The sequence below is a fragment of the Rathayibacter sp. AC451 genome (genome assembly GCF_979253095.1).
In genome coordinates this window covers 1,354,937-1,373,965 of record NZ_CEEDBD010000001.1, presented here as the reverse complement: position 1 = coordinate 1,373,965, position 19,029 = coordinate 1,354,937, and the positions used below count along the sequence as shown (strand labels likewise).

Genomic DNA, 19,029 nt, shown 5'->3' with positions numbered 1-19,029 from the left:
CGATGGCACGACAAAGCCCCGCTGCCTGGAGTGGCAACGGGGCTGGCTGGGTGGGGGCGGTGGCGCTACTTGCGAGTGAAGGGGACGGAGACCCCGAGCTTGAGCATGAGCAGCGTGAGGGCGAGCGGGCCCGCCTTCGTGGCGACGTCGACGAAGCGGCTGAACGGCTCCTCGCCGAGGAGCTCGGTCAGGACGGCGGCTGGGCCGTTGCCGAGGAGCGCCTCGCGGAGTCGCTCCTGCCAGCCGGGCTCGGCGTCGAAGGTGAAGGTCTCGCCCTGGAAGTGAACGGTCTCGGTCATCGGTGGTGTGCAGCGAGTTGCTACGAATGAGGAGGGGGCCAGGAGCGGTCCGCGACTCAGAAGGGCGGCAGATCCTCGAGCACGGCGGGGCGGCCGTCGTGGTGGTCGTGAAGCTCGAAGTGGTCGCGGAAGTGGTCCTCGCCGGTCAGGCGCTCGCGGATCTCGGCGCGCTTGAGGCCGGGCACCGCGCCGAGGAGCGCCTGGTAGGCGGCACCGGTACGGCGACGGTCAGAGCCAGGCGAGCGAGCGGCGAAGCTGCATGCGCGGGCGAAGGCGGCGGCGGGCGTCCAGCTGTCGGAGGGAGCGTCTGGGCTCCAGCGCTCGTCGTCGTCGTTGACCCGGACGGTGAGGGTCAGCGACCGAGGGGCGCTGCGCTGACTGGAGGGCGGCCTCAAGTCTTGCCCTGCCACCGGCCGGCGGCGCCTTGTCGGCCTCGCTCGCTGGCGGTGAGCTTCCCGCTCGTCGGCGGCGGCACGAGGCGCGCCAGGATCCCGGCGGCCGCGGTGCGGGTGAGGCGGGACTCGACGCTCGAGGGATGGACGACGATCTGCCCCGTCGAGCCGGTAGCGACGCCGCCCGCCTCGCGCGCGACGATGGCGTGTGCCTCGCCCGCGGCCAGGAGCTCGCAGGCCGTCTCGAGAGCGGCGAACTCGGCGCCGGCGAGATCGGGCCGCTGCTCGAGCACGGCGTCGTAGGCGTCCCGGACGACGGCGGGCCAGTGCTCGGGGTAGGCGGTGAGGTCGGTCATGAAGGCTCCAGAAAAGGGGTGCGCGAGGTGCGGCGTTCTAAAAACAGGGGTCATGCCCGCATCGTGGCGAAGGCGCTATGCCGCTTCGGGGACGGGGGAGGGGGGCCGGGGGGGAGGGGGGTGGCCAGGGTCAGAGGCGAAAGAGCATGTCACCCCGCGGGGAATGAGCAAGCTGGGTCGCTATTGGTGCCGCTAACGTGGTCCCATGCCACAGCTACCCGAACATGTCCGCCGCTGGAAGCAATTGCCGACATGGTCGGGCTCACCGCTTGCGTTTCTGCGACTACTTCAGTTGATGGAAACCCCATTCGAACCCTTGGTGCAGCCGTTTGTTCAGAGCAGCACAGAGATCCAGCGGCGCCGAGTGGAGTCAGCGCGGGAAGACATCAAGTCCTACGCGGATGGGCGCTACGAGGACTTGCGTGCGCAGGTGCAGAAGAGAGTAGATGGCGCTGAGCAGGACCTTCAAGAAGCTGAAGACGATGCTCGTCAGGCGGGCCGCATCAACGTCACAATTAAAAGGGCTGTAGGGGACACTCGCTCAGTGACCGGCACTGCCGATGAACTCGGTAAGTGGCTTCAAGGTCAAAAGTTCACTGAAATTGTGGCTGCAGCGCCGAGCGGTCGGATCTCGGGCCACGCTGTTACGCTGACTGGCGATGACGACGGTCTGATGGTCAGCGTCGCTTCGGCGGATCGTCAGTGGGCGACGGCCACCTTCACCTCTCTACTAGAAGAGGCGCGCGGCGGAGAGGCTAAGCTGGGCTGGGTGCGAAGTAGAGGCTTTCTCGGCGTGCTTTACTACATAGCGCTGTCAGTGCTCTTCTACAACATTGCCGATATCGTCGCGAAGTTGACGACTGCCAGTGGGGAGTACGACGAGCCTATCGGTTACCTGGCGACCGCTGTAGTGCTTGTGTGGTCATTGACCGGCGCATTTTGGCTTGTCCGATTCACAAGGAAATGGCTTCCCGCTTTCGAGATAGTCGCAACGGGAAGTCGATCTAGGGTGAAGGCATTGATAGCCATCGTGGGATCCGCGGTCGGCTCCGTCGGTCTAGGCGTGTTGGGCAACCTGCTCACGAGCGCGCTGACGGGCGGCGGGAGTTGATTCTGGCGGCGTGGGCTTGAAGCGCGGCGAGCTCCCGCGCCTCGATGGAAGCGCGGAGAGCATCGCCGGCGAGGAGCGCGCCGTCCGGCCCGCGGTGCATGGGGCCTAGCGCCGTCGAATGACGTCGAGGGCGGTCTGGCGGGCCTGCTCGGACCGCTCGATCTCGGCCTGGGCGCCGGCCAGCTGCTCGCGATCGCGGGCCAGGGCCTGCTCGACCGTCAGGCCGGCGCGCTCGGCGGCGCGGGTGTAGACGGTTTGCTCCGTGGGGGAGAGGTCGGCGATGGAGTAGCGGGGCTGGGCGGCGGCGGTGACGCTGCGGACGATGTCGTCGATAGTGGACACGGTGCTCCTAGGAGGCGAGGAGGATCGGGCCTGAGCCCTTGACCTGAGCGGCGAGCTTGCGGACGAGCGCGTTCCCGTGAAGCTCGGGCTCCACTTCGGCGCCGGCGGCGGCCTCGGTCACGCGCTGGACGTCGAAGCCGTCAATACGCTGACGGAGTGCCTGGAGTGCCACTCGCTGCGCATCGCCGGTGTCGCCGAAGGCGTTCGCGCGCCAGGAGCGGCCGGGCTGTCCGGCCATGACCCAGGCGGCGTCGACACGGTCGACCGTGTCCTCGAGCTCCGTCAGCGCGGCATCCGCGCGGGAGTGGTACGCGAGGGCGCGACGAGCGGCCTCGACTCGGACGGCCTCGGTGCCGCGACCTCGCTCGACGGCGCGCTCGAAGGCGACGCGCGCGCGCTCCGCGACCTTCTTCGCTGCGTCAAGGGTGCGTGCCGCCTCGGCCGTCCGGCGGTCCGCGTCCTCGAGCTCGTGGGAGTGAGGTGCAGTCGCTCGGATCGCTCCGCTCTCGCGGATCCTTTCGCGGTGCGCGGCGGTCGCGTCGTCCACGGCGGGGAGCGTCACGAGGTAGGCGTCGTGGAGCTCGCGAGCGCCGTCGACGAGGTCGACGACCCAGTCGGCGAAGCGCTCCTGCGCGAGCGCGGGGGTCATGATGATCATCTGCATGGTGCCTTTCGTCGCCCGAGGGCAGAGTTAGTCGTCGCCGAGGAGGTCGCGGGCGTCGAACATGGGGACCCAGTCGCCGGACGGGGAGCCGTCCTGGCGGATGCTGGGGAGGTAGACAGTGCCGTTGATCACGACGGGACCGTCGTTCGCGCCGGTCACGCGGCGAGGGCCGCTCGAGCGCGGCGGGCGAGAGCGGCGGCGGACGCGGGGTCGGCGGCGGCAGCGTCGAGGTAGCCGAGGGCGGCAGCGCGGCGCTGGCGTTCGACGGTGCGGTGACGCTTGGAGCGGCACCGCTGGGAGCAGAGCTTCTGCCGGCCGCGGAGAGGGCCGGAGCATTCGGGGCAGAGCAATGGCTGCTCCCTTCCTGTTGCGGAACGGCGATCGGTAAAAAGGGGGCGGGGGAGCCCGTGTCCAGTCGGACTCCCCCTACACATGAGGAGAGGGCCACGCTGCTCGCGAACCTGAGAGCCGCCCCGCCGAGACCCGCGTCGTTCTGCGGATCTTGGCGAGGCGGGTGCGGTGGCGCTCGGCACACTGCCAGCTAGAAGGCTGTCACGAGGCCTTCCGGCGCGAGGCGAGGTCGATCACGGGAGCGCGAACCGACGTGGCCTGGAGCGTCAGCGCCGCTGCGCGCTCGCCGCGCTCCATGAGCGTTGAGATCGCCGCGCGGAAGTCGCCGCCGTGCTCCTCGAGCACTTCGTCAGCGAGTCGAGCGACGACACGGTCGAGAACGGCGGTGGCGATGTCCATTTCGGGGCCTCCTTCGAGGATGCGGTCGGCGCGAGCGATGGCGGGCGCGAGGGGTGGGATCTGGAAGACGTAGCCGGCGGAGGTGCGCCGGCGCTCGCCGAGGACGGCGTCGGCGACCTCGTAGAAGACGCGCACGCCGGGTAGGCGGGGGTTTGGCGGGAGGTGCTCCTCCGTGGCGACTTCCTCCCAGACCTCGCCGGGAAGCAGCCCGTCGCGCGTCTCGACGGCCTCGGCGATGGCTTCTCGGGCGGAGGCGTGGAGATCCGGAGCGGGCACCTTCGAACCGACCACAGGTTGCTCACCGGCACCTCCCCAGCCCGTGAGGTATTGGCGCATGAAATGTGCGCTCGACGTGCGCTCGTGGTGTCCCTGACGCTGGCGGTAGGCGCGGTCACGCTCGAGGGGTGTCGCCGCCGGTGGACGTGGGGCTGCGGGTGCCTTCGCCACTGGCTCGGCGTCCGCTTCGAGGTGCGCTCTGGCGATGGCCTGCCGGACGAGGTCGGCCGCGGCCGTGGCGTCGAGAGTGGCGAAGCGGCGGAGCCGGAGGTACATGTCGCGGGCGTCGCGCCGGTCGGGTAGCTCGGCGAGGCGGCGTACGAGCTCGGCGACGACGGGCTCGCCGAGGCTGAGGGGCTCGAGCGGCTGAGCGGGGTCGCGCCGGCCGACGAGGACTCCGCTGCGGTTGTAGACCTCGCGGACCTCGCGGATCGTCGGCAGGACTAGGGCGCGCGCCAGGCGCCGAGGCGACGGCAACGTCAGGACGACGGGTCCGTAGGACTCGGCGACGGTGCGGCGGAGGTTGGCGCCGTCACGGCGGAGGTTGCGCGGGGAGTCGGAGAGACGCGCGAGGGCGTCGAGGTAGGTGCCGGGCACGGAGGGCTCCTTGACGAGGGAGTGCAAGAACGGCCGACGAGTGACGGAGTTCTTGTAGCTCCACAACTCCCTCTTGAGAGAGAGAGAACCAGTAGGGGGGTATCTAGTAGTGACGTGGATCCGTCACGTCGGCGGTTCTTGCACTAGCGCACACCGGCGCTCCACTCGGCGAGGGCGAGCTCGAGCGCGGCCGACGCATCGTCGACCGCTGCCCGCGCCTGGCGGAGCGTCGTCTCGGCGCCGACCACCGCGGCGCGGACGCGGAGCCGGCCCGGGTCGGCCACCGTCGCCGGCACCGGATCCGAGTAGGTGCCGGTCGCGCGCCGGCCGTCGCTGTCGACGACCAGACGCGGCGAGCCGACCCACTGGACGTCTTGCGCGGCGCCGAGTTGCGAGGAGAGCGCGAGGACGTCCTCGGCGAACGCGCGGAGGAACGGGGGCAACGGGAGGGGAGAGGGCACTGGGCTCATTCGGTGTCGGCGCGGCGCACCGAACAGAGCTCCGGTGTCAGGAGAGGAGAGGGCCAGGAGGCGGCGTGCTGCTCACGACACGCCATATGCCCCCGCCAGCGCGTCGACCGCCACGCGCTGGCTCTCGGCGGTCGGGTGCCCGTACACATCGGCCGTAATCGCGATCGACGAGTGCCCGAGCACACGCGAAACCTCCGTCAGCGGGACCCCCGCGATGAGCATCAGCGTCGCGGCGGAGTGCCGGAGCGCGTGCAGGCCGACTGAGCCGTCGATCCCAGCCTTCGCGGCGGCCGTTCGGAAGGCGCGCGAGACGTTTCCGGGTTCTGCCGGCCCGCCGAGCTCTGCGGCGAACACGAGGCCGTGGTCCTGCCAGGCGTCACCGAAGGCGGCGCGGTCGCCCGCCTGTCGGACTCGCTGCGACCGGAGGGCGGCCCGAGCGGGAGCGGATAGCGGGATGCGGCGTCGGGACCGCGCGGTCTTCGGCTCGGTCCGAATCAGCTGTCCGCCGGCTCGGGTGAGCGTGCCGCGCACGAAGAGGACGTCCTCGAGGGCGTCGACGTCCTCCCAGCGGAGGGCCAGCGCCTCGCCCCGGCGCATCCCCGTGTAGGCGATGAGGCGGAAGAGATCGCCGTAGCGGCCGGAGTCGCCGGCGTCGAGTAGGACTATGGCCTCTCGGGGGGTCAGCGCGCGAGCCTCGTAGCGCTTCGCGGCTGGGCGCTTCACGAGCGCGGCGACGTTCACAGCGAGAAGCCCGTCTCGGACGGCGGTCTCGAGGACGGCTCGGAGGATCGAGTAGGTCTGGCGCATCGAGGACGCCGAGCGGCCACTGTCCTCCATGTGGGCGAGCCAGCGCTCGACGTCCCGCGCGGTGAGACGGGCGAGCGAGATCGGGGCCAGAGGCCCTCGGACGATCCAGGTACGGGCGACGGCGGCGTAGGTCTCGCGCGTGGACAGCTTTCGGTTCGACGCTCGGAGAGTGGAGCCGATCCAGTCTTCGGTGTACGTGCCGAGGAGTGACGGAGCGTCGCGCATCGGCTGCCCCGCGGCGAGGCGTGCTTGCTTCGCCGCGCGAGCCTCGAGGGCTCCGGCGCGCGTCTTGCCGTATGAGCTCGCTCGACGTGACTTGCCCGTCTCGGCGTCCGTGTAGCTGAACGAGGCCTCCCAGCGGCCGTCGGTGCGCCGGTAGACCGTCCCTTCGCCGTTCGCGCGCCTAGCCACTGTGGGCCAGCCCGGCGACGTAAGCGCGGAGGTCGGCGGAGCGGACGCGGCGGGCGGCCCCGATCTTGACGGAGGGGATCGTGCCGCTCGCGAGGAGCTCGTATAGCGTGGAGCGGCCGAGGCCGAGGATGCGGGCCGCGTCGGCGGGGCTGAGGAGGAGAGGGTCCACGGGAGTGCCTTCTTCTGTCTGTGGACGGCTGCGGACGCCGTCGAATCGAGGGGGACAGAAGTGGAGAGGGCCAGGGGCTCGGGCGCTGCCCGGTATTCGGACGGATGACTCTTGAACACGTCTCGGTGACGGCAACGCTGACGGCAACGGGGCCTTCGCGCGCGGTCGCGGATCGGTGCTCGGTTTGCATATCTCGCCGAAGCGGCGGACGATTATGGACAGGGGCGTACCCTCCCAATCAATCAGTGGGTTCTCGGTTCAAGTCCGAGGGGGTGCACCACCCGAGACGCCCGCCCCTCCGGCGGGCGTTTCGTCGTTCCGGGGCGCGGTCGCCCCACGCGCGAGCGGCCGCCGGCCCTCTCCGTGCTCGTGGGCCCGCACCCGATCGGGTCCGCTGTGCGCGGGCCCGCACCGTGCTGGGCATCCCCTGACGTCGTTCCGGCGCACACCGGCTCCCGGCTCGTCCGTGGCAGGCTGTCCGCTCGCGCGATCCCTCCCTCCAGACGAAAGGACCGACGTGCCCGAAGACGTCCTCCCCGAGATCGGCGGCATCGCCCTCGCCGTCGCCATCGCCGTGGTGATCGCCGTGGTCGTGACCGCCGTGGTCGCCCTCGTGATCCGCACCATCGGCAAGCGCAAGACCTGGGCGCGGCTGCTCATCCGCCGCGTCCGCATCCCGTTCCGCGTGCTCCTGCTCACGATCGCGGTCTGGGTGGCCCTCGCCGCCACCGTGTCGGGCGATCTCGCTCCCGACCTCGTCGACCGGATCTTCCAGATCGCGACGATCGGCGCATCGGCCTGGCTGGTCGGCGCCCTCATCGTGTTCCTCGAGGACCTGGGTGCCGAGCGCTACCGCACCGACACCGTCGACAACCGGCGCGCCCGGCGGCTGCGGACGCAAATGACGATCATCCGCCGCGTCGCGGTCGCGGCGGTCGTGGTCGTGGCCATCGGAGCGGCGCTCCTCACCTTCCCGCAGGCCCGCACGGCGGGAGCCAGCCTCCTCGCGTCGGCCGGAGTGCTCTCGATCGTGGCCGGCCTCGCCGCGCAATCGAGCCTGACGAACATCTTCGCGGGCGTGCAGCTCGCCTTCAGCGACGCGATCCGCCTGGACGACGTCGTGATCGTCGAGGGGGAGTGGGGCCGCATCGAGGAGATCACCCTCACCTACGTCGTCGTGCACCTCTGGGACGACCGCCGTCTCGTGCTGCCCACGAACCACTTCACCACGATGCCGTTCCAGAACTGGACCCGCACGGGGTCGGAGCTGCTCGGAGCGGTCGAGCTCGATCTCGACTGGCGCGTGCGGCCCGACGAGATGCGCGAGGAGCTGCACCGGATCCTCGAGGAGACCGAGCTCTGGGACCACCGCGTCAGCGTGCTGCAGGTGACCGACGCGGTCGGCGGCTTCGTGCGGATCCGCGTGCTCGTCACCGCGAAGGACGCGCCCACGCTCTTCGATCTCCGCTGCTACGTGCGGGAGCGGCTCGTGCAGTGGCTGCACGAGAACGATCCCGTGGCCCTGCCCCGTCAGCGCGTCGAGATGGAGCGGCAGGAGCCGGGAGCCAACGGCGCTGCCCGCCCGGTGCCGCGCCAGCACGCGACTCCGGACAACCTGTTCTCGGGAGACGCGGCGTCGAACGAGCGCGGCGCGCTGTTCACCGGTCTGATCGACCTGCGCGAGACGCGGACGCAGGACTGAGCGCTCCGGCCCCGTCCGCGGGATGCCACTCGGGTACGCGACACGCAGGTGTCGGACGTACCGGAGTGGCATCTCGCGGTGTGGGGCCGGTGCCTTCGCGCCTAGCGGCCGATCGACGACATGTCGGCGTAGCGGTCGCCCACGGGCGGCTCGATGGCCGAGAGCGCCGCGAGCTGCCCCGTGGTCAGCTCGAGCGCATCCGCCGCCGCGTTCTCCTCGATGCGCGAGACGCGCTTGGTGCCCGGGATCGGCGCGATGCCCTCGCCCTGCGCGAGCAGCCAGGCCAGGGCGACCTGCGCCGAGGTGGCGCCGACCTCGGCGGCGACCCGGTCGACCTCCTCCACGATGCGGATGTTCGCCTCGAGGTTCCCGTCGGCGAAACGGGGGTTCGAGCGGCGGAAGTCGTCGTCGCCCAGCTCGTCGACCGAGCGGATCGCCCCCGTCAGGAAGCCGCGCCCGAGCGGCGAGTAGGGCACGAAGCCGATGCCGAGCTCGCGCAGCAGGGGCAGGACCTCCGCCTCCGGGTCGCGCGTCCAGAGCGAGTACTCGGACTGCACGGCGGTGACCGGGTGCACGGCGTGGGCGCGGCGGATCGTCGCGGGCGCCGCCTCGGACAGACCGTAGGCGAGGATCTTGCCCTCCTGGATCAGCTCGGCGAACGCGCCGGCGGTGTCCTCGATCGGCACGCCCGGATCCATCCGGTGCTGGTAGTAGAGGTCGATGCGGTCGGTGCCGAGTCGCTGCAGCGAGCCCTCGACGGCGAGGCGGAGGTTCTCGGGCGAGCCGTCGAGACCGCGCTCGCCGGAGCCGCGGTGCTGGATCATGCCGAACTTGCTGGCGATCACGACCTCGTCGCGGCGGTCGGCGAGCGCGCGCCCGACGAGCTCCTCGTTGAGGAACGGGCCGTAGATCTCGGCGGTGTCGATGAACACGACGCCGAGGTCGACGGCGCGGTGCAGCGTCCGGACGGACTCCGCGTCGTCGCTCCCGGCACCCGAGTAGAAGGCGGACATGCCCATGGCGCCGAGGCCGAGGCGGGAGACGTCGAGGGCGGTTCCGGGGTTCCCGGAGCCGAGGATGGTGTGCTTCACGAGGTGGTCCTCTCCTGGTAGGCCGCGATCTTGTAGTCGATCGCGGCGAGACTCCTGCGGGTGCGCGCGAGCTGCTCCTCCACCTCGGCGCGGTGCGCCTGGAGGAGGGCGAGGCGCTCGGGCTCGCTCGCAGGACCGATCCTGAGCAGCCCCGCGTACTCGCGGATGCGCGCGATGGGCATCCCCGTCGCGCGGAGCTTGGTCAGGAAGTCGACCCACCCGACGTCCGAGGCGCTGTAGCGCCGGTGCCGCGACGAGGCGCGCTCGACGGGCTCGAGCATCAGCCCGACGCGCTCGTAGTAGCGCAGCGTGTGCACGGTGAGACCGGTCGCCGAGGCGACCTCGGAGATGGACAGGGCCGGGGCGGCGGGCGCCTCGGCGATGCGGGTGGTGGACATGGCGCCACCCTAGGACTTCGAGCGCGCTCGAGGTCAAGCGCGTGCCGCGCGGCCGCTCCCGATCAGCGCTGGGACTCGAGGAACGCGGTGAGCGCTGCCGCGAGCTGCGCGTCCGACTCTTCGTGCCCGATCGTCGCCGTGCCGTCGCCCGCCTGGGCGCCGTACCAGCCGAAGGCGGCGTGGTTCGCGCCCTCGATCTCGACCACGAGGGCGGAGTCGGGCAGCAGGTCGCGCGCGGCGGCGACCTTCTCGGGGGTGCTCAGCCCGTCCTCGGAGCCGCTGACGCTCAGGACCGCCGTGCCGGAGCCGGACAGGTCGTTCGCGCAGTAGCTGCCGAGCAGGACGAGACCCGCGACGTCGTCGCCCTCTGCCCACTGGCACGCCTTCACCCCGCCCAGCGAGTGCCCGCCGACGAACCACTCGTCGACGCCCTCCGCCTGATCGGTGAAGCTCTCGAGCGAGCGCAGGTCGAAGAAGGCCAGGTTCAGGATCGGCCGGGTGATGACGACGGTCGCGCCCTCCTCGACGAGCGGAGCGAGCGTCGCCTCGTAGGACGCGGCGTCGACCTTCGCGCCGGGGACGAAGACGAGGCCCTCGCCGGAGGAGTCGCCGGTCGGCGTCATCACGATCGCGGAGTCGGTGCGCTCGACGCTCACGCCGGTGTCCGCCCGGACGCGTTCGAGGGCCTCCTCGTCGGGCCCGCTCACGATCGAGGACCACACGAGGAATCCGAGCACGGCGACCGCCAGGAGAGCGCCGAGGACGAGGAGCACGAGGCGGAGCGGCCGGCGCCGTCGCGCGCTCATCGCGCGTCCGCGATCGCGTCGGCGGCCTGCACGAGGGCGAGGTGCGAGAGCGCCTGCGGGGTGTTGCCCGCGTGCCGGTGGTTCTCGACGTCGTACTCCTCCGCGAGCAGGCCCACGTCGTTGGCGAGCCCGACCAGCCGGTCCATCAGCGCGCGGGCGTCGTCCAGGCGGCCGGAGGACGCGTACTGGCGCACGAGCCAGAACGAGCAGGCGAGGAACGGGTGCTCCCCGCCGGGCAGGCCGTCGACCGAGGACTCGGTGCGGTAGCGGTGCAGCAGCCCGTCGTGCAGGAGCGTCCGCTCCATCTCGGCGACGGTGCCGGTCATCCGCGGGTCGTCGGCGTCGAGGTAGCCGACCATCGGCAGGACGAGCAGGGACGCGTCGACCTCGGTCGACCCGTAGGACTGCACGAAGTGGCCGCGCTCCGCGTCGTAGCCCTGGGCGTCGATCTCGGCGCGGACCTCGTCGCGCAGCGCCTCCCAGGTCTCGACCGGCCCGGGGAGGCCGTTCTCGCGCACGCCGCGGACCCCGCGGTCCAGGGCCGCCCAGATCATGACGCGCGAGTGGGTGAAGTGGCGCGGCTCGCCGCGGATCTCCCAGATGCCGTTGTCCGGCCGCCGCCAGTTCTGCTCGACGAACCCCAGCAGCGCGCGCTGCAGCGGCCACGAGAAGCGGGTCTCGTCCACTCCGGCCGTCCGCGCCTCGTGCAGGGCGACCATCACCTCGCCTATCACGTCGGCCTGGTACTGATCGACCGCCCCGTTGCCGATGCGGACGGGGGAGGCGCCGTCGTAGCCGGGCAGGCTGGGCATCGTGCGCTCGGACAGGTCGCGCTCGCCCGCGATGCCGTACATGATCTGGACGTCGGCCGGGTCGCCCGCGACGGCGCGGAGAAGCCACGCTCGCCACTTCTGCGCCTCCTGCTCGAAGCCGTGCGCGAGCAGCGCCTGCAGGGTCAGGGAGGCGTCGCGCAGCCAGACGTAGCGGTAGTCCCAGTTGCGGCTGCCGCCGAACTCCTCCGGGAGCGAGGTGGTCGCGGCGGCGACGATGCCGCCCGTCTCGTCGTCGGTCAGCGCCCGGAGGGTGAGCAGCGAGCGCACGACCGCGTCGCGGTACGGGCCGTCGTAGCGGATCGTCCCCGCCCACTCCGACCACCAGGCGAGCGTGCTCTCGAGGGCGCGATCGACGTCGAGGGCCTTCGGCCAGCGGTGGTGCGAGGGGAACCAGGCCATGGAGAGGTCGATGCTCGACCCCTCGGCGACGTCGAACTCGGCGGAGTGCACGTGGTCGGTGGCCGTGAGCCGCATGCCGCGCACGACGACCGCGTCCGGACCGGCGACGGCGACCAGCAGCGGTGCCTCGTCGGTCCCCTCCTGGCGCACCCACGGCACGACCCGGGCGTAGTCGAAGCGGAGCCGCAGCTCCTGCCGCATCCGGACGGTGCCCGAGACGCCCCGCACCCGGCGCACGAGCTCGGCCCGGTCGTCGCGCAGCGGCATCACGTCGGTGACCTCGACGACTCCGCTCGACGTGGTCCAGCGCGTCACCAGGGCGAGGGTGTCGCCCAGGTAGCGGCGCTCGACCCGGGCGCCGGCGTCGATCGGCCGCAGCGACCACCGGCCCTGGTCGTCGCCCCCGAGCAGGGCGCCGAAGACGGAGGGGGAGTCGAAGCGGGGGAGGCAGAGCCAGTCGATGCCGCCGTCGCGGGAGACGAGAGCGGCGGTGCGGCAGTCGGAGAGGACCGCGTAGTCCTCGATCGGGGAGACCATGCCTGGATCCTCTCAGCAGGAGCCGAGCACTCCCCGTCAAGGCGGAGCATCCGGTCCGAGCCGCGCCGTAGGGTGAGCCGCATGACGCACTCGGTCTCGACTCTGCTCATCCTCGGGGCGACGGGGGACCTGTCCTCCCGCCTCCTCCTCCCGGCCGTCGGCCAGCTGCTGACCCGGGAGCCCGATCGCCGCCTGCACCTCGTCGGGGCGGGCCGGGAGGACTGGACGCAGGAGCACTGGCACGAGGTGCTCTCCTCCTCCCTCGGCACCGTCGCCACGAGCGGCACCGGTGCCGACGAGATGGTCGCCGGCACGCGCTACGTGCAGATCGACGTGACCGATCCGGAGGCGCTCGCCGCGCTGCTCGCGAGCTGCGAGGGTCCCGTGGCGATCTACTTCGCCCTGCCGCCCGCCATCGCGGCGAAAGCCTGCGACGCCCTCGCGGTGCACGGCCTGCCCGAGGGGACCGTCCTCGCCCTCGAGAAGCCGTTCGGCGTCGACGAGGCCAGCGCTCGCGCCCTGAACGAGCGCCTCGCCGCCCTCGTCCCGGAGGAGCGCGTGCACCGCGTGGACCACTTCCTCGGGCGCGCGACCGTCATGAACCTCCTCGGACTGCGCTTCGCGAACCGGATCCTCGAGCCGCTGTGGTCGGCCGAGCACATCGAGAGCGTCGCGATCGTCTACGACGAGCAGCTCGGGCTGGAGGGACGGGCCGGCTACTACGACGGCGCCGGCGCCCTCATCGACATGATCCAGAGCCATCTGCTCCAGGTGCTCGCCGTCGTCGCCATGGAGGCGCCCTCGACGCTCGACGCCGCCGACCTGCGCGACGCGAAGGGCATCGTCCTTCGCGCCACGCGGATCCGCGAGGAGGACGGCTCGCGTCGCGCGCGCTACGGGGCGGGCTCGGTCGACGGCCGCGAGCTCCCGGCCTACGCCTCGGAGCCGGGCGTCGACCCGGAGCGCGGCACCGAGACGCTCGCCGAGCTGACCGTCGAGATCGACACCTGGCGCTGGGCGGGGGTCCCCTTCACGCTCCGCTCGGGGAAGGCGCTGGGGGAGCGGCGCCGCGAGGTGGTCATCCGCTTCAAGCCGGTGCCGCACCTGCCCAGCGGCTTCCACGGCACGGAGGAGCCCTCGGTGCTGCGGCTGTTCCTCGCACCGGACAAGATGGCGCTCGAGCTGAACATCAACGGTCCCGGAGACCCCTACACGCTGGAGCGCGCGTCGCTCGAGGCGACCTTCGGCGAGGGGGAGCTCCTGGCGTACGGCGAGGTGCTGTCGGGGATCCTCGACGACGACCCCTCGCTCTCGGTGCGCGGCGACGCGGCGGAGGAGTGCTGGCGCATCGTGCAGCCCGCGCTCGACGCGTGGCGCTCGGGCGCGGTGCCGCTGGACGAGTACCCCGCGGGCAGCGGCGGCCCGGAGGGCTGGAAGCAGGTCTGAGGCGCACGCGGTCCTCGCTGGTCGAGCAGCGCCGGAGGCGCGTATCGAGATCCGTCTCGCCCGGAGTGCGGTGATCTCGATACGCCCGCTGCGCGGGCTACTCGATCAGCAGACAGGGACCCGCTGCGCGGGCTGTGCGGTGCTTGCTGGTCGAGTAGCGCCGGAGGCGCGTATCGAGACCCGCCTCGCCCGGAGTGGGGTGATCTCGATACGCCCGCTGCGCGGGCTACTCGATCAGCAGACAGGGACCCGCTGCGCGGGCTGTGCGGTGCTTGCTGGTCAAGTGGCGCCGGAGGCGCGTATCGAGACCCGTCTCGCCCGGAGTGGGGTGATCTCGATACGCCCGCTGCGCGGGCTACTCGATCAGCAGACAGGGACCCGCTGCGCGGGCTGTGCGGTGCTTGCTGGTCGAGTAGCGCCGGAGGCGCGTATCGAGACCCGCCTCGCCCGGAGTGGGGTGATCTCGATACGCCCGCTGCGCGGGCTACTCGATCAGCAGACAGGGACCCGCTGCGCGGGCTGCTCGATGAGCGGAGAGGGCTGCTCGATCAGGGGAGGGGGGCTCGGGCCTAGCGGGTCGCGTCGACCGGGGCGGCGGCCGGGGCCTCGGGCTCGGCCCAGACGGCGATCGGCTGCGGGTCCCAGGTGAGGGCGGCGGGTTCGGTCGAGACCGGCGGGGTCGAGGCGCGCATCACCGGGATGGCCGAGGTGACGGGGTTCGCGCTCTCGGGAGCGCCGGCGCGCAGCTGCTCGGCCTGGATAGCGGCGGCGAGCTCGTGCGCGAGGGAGCGGGCGAGCATGCCGTGGAAGATCGGGTCACGGTCGTCGTGGCTGCGCCGGGTGACGACCCAGGCGCCCTCGGAGCCCACGAACGACGCGAGGCGCTCGTGGACCACGGCGAACAGCTCGTCCTGGGTGAGAGCGGGAGCCGCGACGACCTCGGGGGCCGGCTGGCGGCGCCTCAGACGAAACCTCATGACGAACCCCGATCCCGTGCGGCTGACGACGTGCTCCAGTCTCGCCGCGGAACGGCCGAGAGGCCCCCTGACACGCCGCGCCGGTCGGCGAACGGCGCGTCAGAGGGCCTCGGTGGGCGCGATCAGCGATCAGCGATCGCGCTTCTTGCCCTTCGCCTCCTTGGCGAGCTCCTTCGAGTCGTACGAGACGGAGCCGAAGGCGACGGCCACGGCGATCGCCCAGCTGACCCACTGCAGGGCGAGCCGCCAGTCGCGCGGTCCCTTGCGGGTCGTCTGAAGGATCGACCAGCCGCCGACCAGCGCGCTGATGACGCTCGAGTTGAGGATGAACTTGCGCATCGATTGCCTCCCGGTGTTCGAGACGACGCTACCGGTGTCGTCGGTGCGCCCGGAGCGGTTGACAGGGCGCACGGAGGGCGCCAGCTACGGTGGGCTGCCCGCGAGCGGGACCAGCAGAGGGAGCAGCAGGATGCGCACGGCACTCATCGGAGCACTCCTGCTCGCCCTCGGGGCGGTGGCGGTGCTCACGGGAGTCCTGCCGCCGGAGGCGCTCGGCGAGCTCGTCGAGCGCACGGGTCCGATCCTCGCCTTCGTCGTGGCGGTTACCGTCGTCGCCGAGCTGGCGTCCGAGGCGGGCGTGTTCACCGTGGTCGCCGAGCGGGCCGCGTCGTGGGGCCGCGGACGCACGGCGGTGCTCTGGCTCCTCGTCGTCGTCCTCGCGATCCTCTGCACCGTCTTCCTGTCGCTGGACACGACCGCGGTGCTGCTGACCCCGGTCGTCGTGCTGCTCGCGGCGCACGTGGGAGTGCCGCCCCTGCCCTTCGCGATGGCGACCGTGTGGCTGGCCAACTGCGCGTCGCTCCTGCTGCCCGTCTCGAACCTGACGAACCTGCTCGCCGAGCGGCGCCTCGGAGTCGACGGGCCGCTGGAGTTCGCAGCGCTGACCGCCGCACCCGCGCTCGTCGCGGCGGTGGTCCCGGTGATCGTGCTCGCCGTCCGGTACCGGCGCGAGCTCTCGGGCCGCTACCGGGCCGGGGAGCGGACGCCGGTGGAGGACCGGGTGCTGCTCACGGGGTCCGGTCTGGTGGTGCTCCTGCTGCTGCCCGCGCTGGTGTCGGGAGTCGAGGTGTGGATCCCCGCCTCCGTCGCCGCGATCGCGCTGGTCGTGCTGTTCGCGGTGCGGCGGCCCGCGGCGCTGCGGCCGTCGCTCCTCCCGTGGCAGCTCGTCGTCTTCGCCGCGGGCCTCTTCGTCGCGATGGAGGCGGCGCACCAGCTCGGGCTCGGGGCGGCGCTCGCCGTCGTCGCGGGGCAGGGCTCAGGAGTCGTCGACCTGCTGCGTCTCGCCGGCTCGGGCGCCGTCGCCGCGAACCTGGTCGACAACCTGCCCGCGTACCTCGCCCTGGAGCCGGTCGCCGCGGATCCGGCGCGTCTGGTCGCGCTGCTGATCGGCGTGAACGCCGGTCCGCTGATCACTCCGTGGGCCTCGCTCGCCACCCTCCTCTGGCACCAGCGCCTGACCGCGATGGGAGTGCGGATCTCCTGGGCGCAGTACGCGCTGCTCGGTCTCGTCGCCGTCGTGCCGACCGTCGGAGGAGCGACGCTCGCTCTCGCTCTGTCCCAGGGCTGAGCGACGGGAGGACACCTCCTGTCCGGCACCCGTTCGAGAGCGGCTGGTAGCCTCCTGGGGTCCACGACGACCCGATTCGACGAGGGGTACACCATCTCCGAGCACTCAGTCCCCGATCCTCAGGACGGTGCTCCGGCACCGCGCAACGCGTTCGTGGTGGTGTCCAACCGGCTCCCCGTCGACCGCGTGACGGCCGAGGACGGCACCGCGTCGTGGAAGACGTCCCCCGGCGGACTCGTCACGGCGCTCGAGCCGGTCATGCGCGCGAACGAGGGCGCCTGGGTCGGCTGGCCCGGCGTCGCCGACGAGGTCGTCGCCCCGTTCGAGAACGACGGCGTGCTGATCGTCCCCGTCGCGCTGAGCGCGCAGGAGCTCGAGGACTACTACGAGGGCTTCTCGAACGACACGCTCTGGCCGCTCTACCACGACGTCATCGCGCCGCCCACGTACCACCGCGACTGGTGGGACGCCTACGTGCGGGTCAACCGCCGCTTCGCCGAGGCCGCCGCCGCGGTGACCGAGCAGGACGGCGTGGTCTGGGTGCAGGACTACCAGCTGCAGCTCGTGCCCAAGATGCTCCGCGAGCTCCGCCCCGACGTCACCATCGGCTTCTTCAACCACATCCCGTTCCCGCCGTACGGCATCTTCGCCCAGCTGCCGTGGCGCAAGCAGATCGTCGAGGGCCTGCTGGGCGCCGACGTGATCGGCTTCCAGCGCCAGGGCGACGCGGGCAGCTTCCTCCGCGCGGTCCGCCGGCTGCTCGGCTACGACACCCGCAGCACCGTCGTCGAGGTGCCGGTCGAGGAGGAGGCGGTCGAGGGGACGCGGCGCGTCAACCGCTCGCGCCGCGGGGCGAGCGTCCGCCCCGTCGTCGCGCGCCACTTCCCGATCTCGATCGACTCCGCCTTCTTCGAGGCGATGGCCCGCACCCCGGAGATCCAGGCCCGCGCCCGCGAGATCCGCGACGAGCTGGGAGACCCGGCGGTCATCATGCTCGGCGTCGACCGACTCGACTACACCAAGGGCATCGGCCACCGCCTGAAGGCCTTCGGCGAGCTCCTGGCCGACGGTCGGCTGAGCACCGAGGACGCCGTGCTCGTGCAGGTCGCGAGCCCGAGCCGTGAGCGCGTCGACACCTACCGTCAGCTGCGCGACGACATCGAGCTGCAGGTCGGCCGCATCAACGGCGACTACGGCAAGATCGGGCACCCGGCGATCAGCTACCTGCACCACGGCTACCCCCGCGAGGAGATGGTGGCGCTCTACCTCGCCGCCGACGTGATGCTCGTCACGGCGCTGCGCGACGGGATGAACCTGGTCGCGAAGGAGTACGTGGCCTCGCGCTTCGACAACGACGGAGTGCTGGTGCTGAGCGAGTTCACCGGCGCCGCCGACGAGCTCAAGCAGGCCGTGCAGATCAATCCCCACGACATCTCGGGGCTGAAGGACGCGATGGAGGCCGCGGCCCGCATGCCGCGCTCCGAGAAGACGCGGCGGATGCGGGCGCTGCGGCGCCGCGTGCTCGAGAACGACGTCTCCCGCTGGTCCGAGAGCTTCCTCGCGGCGCTCGCCGAGCACGCGAAGGGCCAGCAGCTCGACGTGCACCCCGCGGCGCGCGGCCAGGAGGCGCCCGTCGGCCAGGAGGCCGAGCACCGCGAGGACTCCGAGCGCGGCAAGGAGGCGGAGGCGCGATGAGCACCGTGACCCCGTCGCCCGTCGACCCGCACCTGCCCGGAGTCCCCGACCGCCTCGTCCTCGCCCTGCGCGAGCTGGCGGCGACGGGACGGCTGCTGGTGGCCCTCGACTTCGACGGCACGCTCGCGCCCGAGGTCGACGACCCGGCCCGCGCCCGTGCCCTGCCCGAGGCCCGCGAGGCGGTCCTGCGCCTGCTGGCCCTGCCCGGCACCCGCGTCGCCCTCGTGTCCGGCCGCGCGCTCGAGAGCCTGGAGGAGGTGTCCCAGCTGCCCGACGAGGCGCTGCTGGTCGGCTCGCACGGCGTCGAGATCCGCCTCGACCCCGACGAGGACGCCGTGCGCCTGGACCCCGTCGAGCTCGCCAAGGTCGACCGCCTCGAGGGCGTGCTCAAGGGCATCGCCCGCGGGATCGACAACGTGTGGATCGAGGACAAGCCGGCCGGCTTCGCCCTGCACACCCGTCTCGCCACCGACAAGCACAGCCGGGTCGCCCACGTCGTCGCCCTGTCGGAGGCGCGCGCCGAGGTCGCGGGCGTGCACGTGCGCGAGGGCAAGAACGTGCTCGAGTTCTCGGTGCGGTCCACGACCAAGGGCGAGGCGGTCGAGCACCTCCGCCGCTACACCGGGGCGACCGCGGTGCTCTACGCCGGCGACGACGTGACCGACGAGGACGCCTTCGCCGTGATGCGCTCCGGTGACGTCGGGGTGAAGAGCGGACCGGGCACCACCTCGGCCGCGTACCGCGTCCGGGGCCCCGAGCAGGTCGCGCACGTGCTGTCGCTGCTGGCTGAGTTCCGCGGCGCACCGGCCTGACGCCCGGGTGATCGCGGGTCCGGTGAGCGCCGGAGCAGGGGTCTCGAGGCGGTAGCCTCGTC

Annotated in this window: 22 protein-coding genes; 6 read left to right on the top strand and 16 right to left on the bottom strand. The window is 71.9% G+C overall.

Annotated elements, in window-relative coordinates; translation table 11 throughout:
- Positions 1-65: 65 nt before the first annotated feature.
- The 3 genes from AC0CID_RS06595 to AC0CID_RS06585 are packed head-to-tail and all read right to left on the bottom strand — an operon-like array spanning position 66 to position 1,047.
- A complete protein-coding gene (locus tag AC0CID_RS06595; protein ID WP_465226188.1) occupies positions 66-299 on the bottom strand; it encodes a hypothetical protein in 234 nt (77 codons plus the stop codon).
- A gap of 56 nt (positions 300-355) precedes the next feature.
- A complete protein-coding gene (locus tag AC0CID_RS06590) occupies positions 356-694 on the bottom strand; it encodes a hypothetical protein (RefSeq protein WP_465226187.1) in 339 nt (112 codons plus the stop codon).
- Entirely contained in the window at positions 691-1,047 is a 357-nt protein-coding gene (locus tag AC0CID_RS06585; RefSeq protein ID WP_465226186.1) for a hypothetical protein, read from the bottom strand. Before AC0CID_RS06585 ends, AC0CID_RS06590 begins: the two co-directional genes overlap by 4 nt.
- Before the next feature lie 205 nt (positions 1,048-1,252).
- On the opposite strand from AC0CID_RS06585, the gene AC0CID_RS06580 reads away from it, so the two are divergent.
- The gene (locus AC0CID_RS06580) at positions 1,253-2,158 is read left to right on the top strand and encodes a hypothetical protein (RefSeq protein ID WP_465226185.1); all 906 of its coding nucleotides are present in this window, start codon (positions 1,253-1,255) and stop codon (positions 2,156-2,158) included.
- 105 nt (positions 2,159-2,263) lie between these two features.
- Here the strand turns inward: AC0CID_RS06580 and AC0CID_RS06575 are convergent, their stop codons facing one another.
- The 7 genes from AC0CID_RS06575 to AC0CID_RS06545 form a co-directional block, all read right to left on the bottom strand.
- Positions 2,264-2,500, bottom strand: a complete 237-nt coding sequence (locus tag AC0CID_RS06575) for a hypothetical protein (RefSeq protein ID WP_465226184.1) — start codon at positions 2,498-2,500, stop codon at positions 2,264-2,266.
- 7 nt (positions 2,501-2,507) lie between these two features.
- Positions 2,508-3,164: a hypothetical protein gene (locus AC0CID_RS06570; RefSeq protein WP_465226183.1), complete on the bottom strand. Its 657-nt coding sequence runs from the start codon at positions 3,162-3,164 to the stop codon at positions 2,508-2,510.
- Positions 3,165-3,191: 27 nt separating this feature from the next.
- Positions 3,192-3,323: a hypothetical protein gene (locus AC0CID_RS06565; RefSeq protein ID WP_465226182.1), complete on the bottom strand. Its 132-nt coding sequence runs from the start codon at positions 3,321-3,323 to the stop codon at positions 3,192-3,194.
- Between the two features lie 393 nt (positions 3,324-3,716).
- Positions 3,717-4,787, bottom strand: a complete 1,071-nt coding sequence (locus tag AC0CID_RS06560; RefSeq protein WP_465226181.1) for a hypothetical protein — start codon at positions 4,785-4,787, stop codon at positions 3,717-3,719.
- Positions 4,788-4,930: 143 nt separating this feature from the next.
- The gene (locus tag AC0CID_RS06555; protein ID WP_465226180.1) at positions 4,931-5,248 is read right to left on the bottom strand and encodes a DUF7169 domain-containing protein; all 318 of its coding nucleotides are present in this window, start codon (positions 5,246-5,248) and stop codon (positions 4,931-4,933) included.
- A gap of 81 nt (positions 5,249-5,329) precedes the next feature.
- Positions 5,330-6,475: a tyrosine-type recombinase/integrase gene (locus AC0CID_RS06550; RefSeq protein ID WP_465226179.1), complete on the bottom strand. Its 1,146-nt coding sequence runs from the start codon at positions 6,473-6,475 to the stop codon at positions 5,330-5,332.
- Complete coding sequence (locus AC0CID_RS06545; protein ID WP_465226178.1) at positions 6,468-6,644, bottom strand: helix-turn-helix domain-containing protein; 177 nt, start codon at positions 6,642-6,644, stop codon at positions 6,468-6,470. The genes AC0CID_RS06550 and AC0CID_RS06545 overlap by 8 nt, the downstream gene beginning before the upstream one ends.
- A 517-nt stretch (positions 6,645-7,161) precedes the next feature.
- Between AC0CID_RS06545 and AC0CID_RS06540 the strand changes: the two genes are divergently transcribed.
- The gene (locus tag AC0CID_RS06540) at positions 7,162-8,346 is read left to right on the top strand and encodes a mechanosensitive ion channel family protein (protein WP_465226177.1); all 1,185 of its coding nucleotides are present in this window, start codon (positions 7,162-7,164) and stop codon (positions 8,344-8,346) included.
- Positions 8,347-8,447: 101 nt separating this feature from the next.
- Here AC0CID_RS06540 and AC0CID_RS06535 read toward each other — a convergent pair whose 3' ends face one another.
- The 4 genes from AC0CID_RS06535 to AC0CID_RS06520 form a co-directional block, all read right to left on the bottom strand.
- On the bottom strand, positions 8,448-9,437 hold the full coding sequence (locus tag AC0CID_RS06535; RefSeq protein WP_465226176.1) for an aldo/keto reductase: 990 nt from the start codon (positions 9,435-9,437) through the stop codon (positions 8,448-8,450).
- On the bottom strand, positions 9,434-9,835 hold the full coding sequence (locus AC0CID_RS06530; RefSeq protein WP_207404658.1) for a MerR family transcriptional regulator: 402 nt from the start codon (positions 9,833-9,835) through the stop codon (positions 9,434-9,436). The genes AC0CID_RS06535 and AC0CID_RS06530 overlap by 4 nt, the downstream gene beginning before the upstream one ends.
- Positions 9,836-9,897: 62 nt before the next feature.
- The gene (locus tag AC0CID_RS06525) at positions 9,898-10,641 is read right to left on the bottom strand and encodes an alpha/beta hydrolase (protein WP_465226175.1); all 744 of its coding nucleotides are present in this window, start codon (positions 10,639-10,641) and stop codon (positions 9,898-9,900) included.
- Complete coding sequence (locus AC0CID_RS06520; RefSeq protein ID WP_465226174.1) at positions 10,638-12,410, bottom strand: glycoside hydrolase family 15 protein; 1,773 nt, start codon at positions 12,408-12,410, stop codon at positions 10,638-10,640. Before AC0CID_RS06520 ends, AC0CID_RS06525 begins: the two co-directional genes overlap by 4 nt.
- Positions 12,411-12,491: 81 nt before the next feature.
- On the opposite strand from AC0CID_RS06520, the gene AC0CID_RS06515 reads away from it, so the two are divergent.
- The gene (locus tag AC0CID_RS06515) at positions 12,492-13,856 is read left to right on the top strand and encodes a glucose-6-phosphate dehydrogenase (RefSeq protein ID WP_465226173.1); all 1,365 of its coding nucleotides are present in this window, start codon (positions 12,492-12,494) and stop codon (positions 13,854-13,856) included.
- Between the two features lie 569 nt (positions 13,857-14,425).
- On the opposite strand, the gene AC0CID_RS06510 is transcribed toward AC0CID_RS06515, so the two are convergent.
- Both AC0CID_RS06510 and AC0CID_RS06505 read right to left on the bottom strand, forming a co-directional pair.
- Positions 14,426-14,833 (bottom strand): hypothetical protein, encoded by a 408-nt coding sequence (locus tag AC0CID_RS06510; RefSeq protein WP_465226172.1) that lies wholly within the window; start codon positions 14,831-14,833, stop codon positions 14,426-14,428.
- A 129-nt stretch (positions 14,834-14,962) separates the two neighbouring features.
- Complete coding sequence (locus AC0CID_RS06505; RefSeq protein ID WP_207404669.1) at positions 14,963-15,172, bottom strand: hypothetical protein; 210 nt, start codon at positions 15,170-15,172, stop codon at positions 14,963-14,965.
- A 130-nt stretch (positions 15,173-15,302) separates the two neighbouring features.
- Here AC0CID_RS06505 and AC0CID_RS06500 point away from each other — a divergent pair, with 130 nt between their 5' ends.
- The 3 genes from AC0CID_RS06500 (at position 15,303) to otsB (ending at position 18,967) form a co-directional block, all read left to right on the top strand.
- Complete coding sequence (locus tag AC0CID_RS06500; RefSeq protein ID WP_465226171.1) at positions 15,303-16,460, top strand: SLC13 family permease; 1,158 nt, start codon at positions 15,303-15,305, stop codon at positions 16,458-16,460.
- A 153-nt stretch (positions 16,461-16,613) separates the two neighbouring features.
- Positions 16,614-18,155, top strand: coding sequence for an alpha,alpha-trehalose-phosphate synthase (UDP-forming) (locus AC0CID_RS06495; protein WP_465226170.1), 1,542 nt, complete (start codon positions 16,614-16,616; stop codon positions 18,153-18,155).
- The gene (otsB, locus tag AC0CID_RS06490; RefSeq protein ID WP_207404674.1) at positions 18,152-18,967 is read left to right on the top strand and encodes a trehalose-phosphatase; all 816 of its coding nucleotides are present in this window, start codon (positions 18,152-18,154) and stop codon (positions 18,965-18,967) included. Before AC0CID_RS06495 ends, otsB begins: the two co-directional genes overlap by 4 nt.
- The last annotated feature ends 62 nt before the right edge of the window (positions 18,968-19,029 follow it).

What these genes read in the sequence shown, in the direction of transcription:
- AC0CID_RS06525 (WP_465226175.1), bottom strand. Translation starts at nt 10,641, where the DNA reads ATGAGCGCGCGACGGCGCCGGCCGCTCCGCCTCGTGCTCCTCGTCCTC.
- AC0CID_RS06585 (WP_465226186.1), bottom strand. Translation starts at nt 1,047, where the DNA reads ATGACCGACCTCACCGCCTACCCCGAGCACTGGCCCGCCGTCGTCCGG.
- AC0CID_RS06510 (WP_465226172.1), bottom strand. Translation starts at nt 14,833, where the DNA reads ATGAGGTTTCGTCTGAGGCGCCGCCAGCCGGCCCCCGAGGTCGTCGCG.
- AC0CID_RS06520 (WP_465226174.1), bottom strand. Translation starts at nt 12,410, where the DNA reads ATGGTCTCCCCGATCGAGGACTACGCGGTCCTCTCCGACTGCCGCACC.
- AC0CID_RS06515 (WP_465226173.1), top strand. Translation starts at nt 12,492, where the DNA reads ATGACGCACTCGGTCTCGACTCTGCTCATCCTCGGGGCGACGGGGGAC.
- AC0CID_RS06595 (WP_465226188.1), bottom strand. Translation starts at nt 299, where the DNA reads ATGACCGAGACCGTTCACTTCCAGGGCGAGACCTTCACCTTCGACGCC.
- AC0CID_RS06570 (WP_465226183.1), bottom strand. Translation starts at nt 3,164, where the DNA reads ATGCAGATGATCATCATGACCCCCGCGCTCGCGCAGGAGCGCTTCGCC.
- AC0CID_RS06505 (WP_207404669.1), bottom strand. Translation starts at nt 15,172, where the DNA reads ATGCGCAAGTTCATCCTCAACTCGAGCGTCATCAGCGCGCTGGTCGGC.
- otsB (WP_207404674.1), top strand. Translation starts at nt 18,152, where the DNA reads ATGAGCACCGTGACCCCGTCGCCCGTCGACCCGCACCTGCCCGGAGTC.
- AC0CID_RS06530 (WP_207404658.1), bottom strand. Translation starts at nt 9,835, where the DNA reads ATGTCCACCACCCGCATCGCCGAGGCGCCCGCCGCCCCGGCCCTGTCC.
- AC0CID_RS06580 (WP_465226185.1), top strand. Translation starts at nt 1,253, where the DNA reads ATGCCACAGCTACCCGAACATGTCCGCCGCTGGAAGCAATTGCCGACA.
- AC0CID_RS06500 (WP_465226171.1), top strand. Translation starts at nt 15,303, where the DNA reads ATGCGCACGGCACTCATCGGAGCACTCCTGCTCGCCCTCGGGGCGGTG.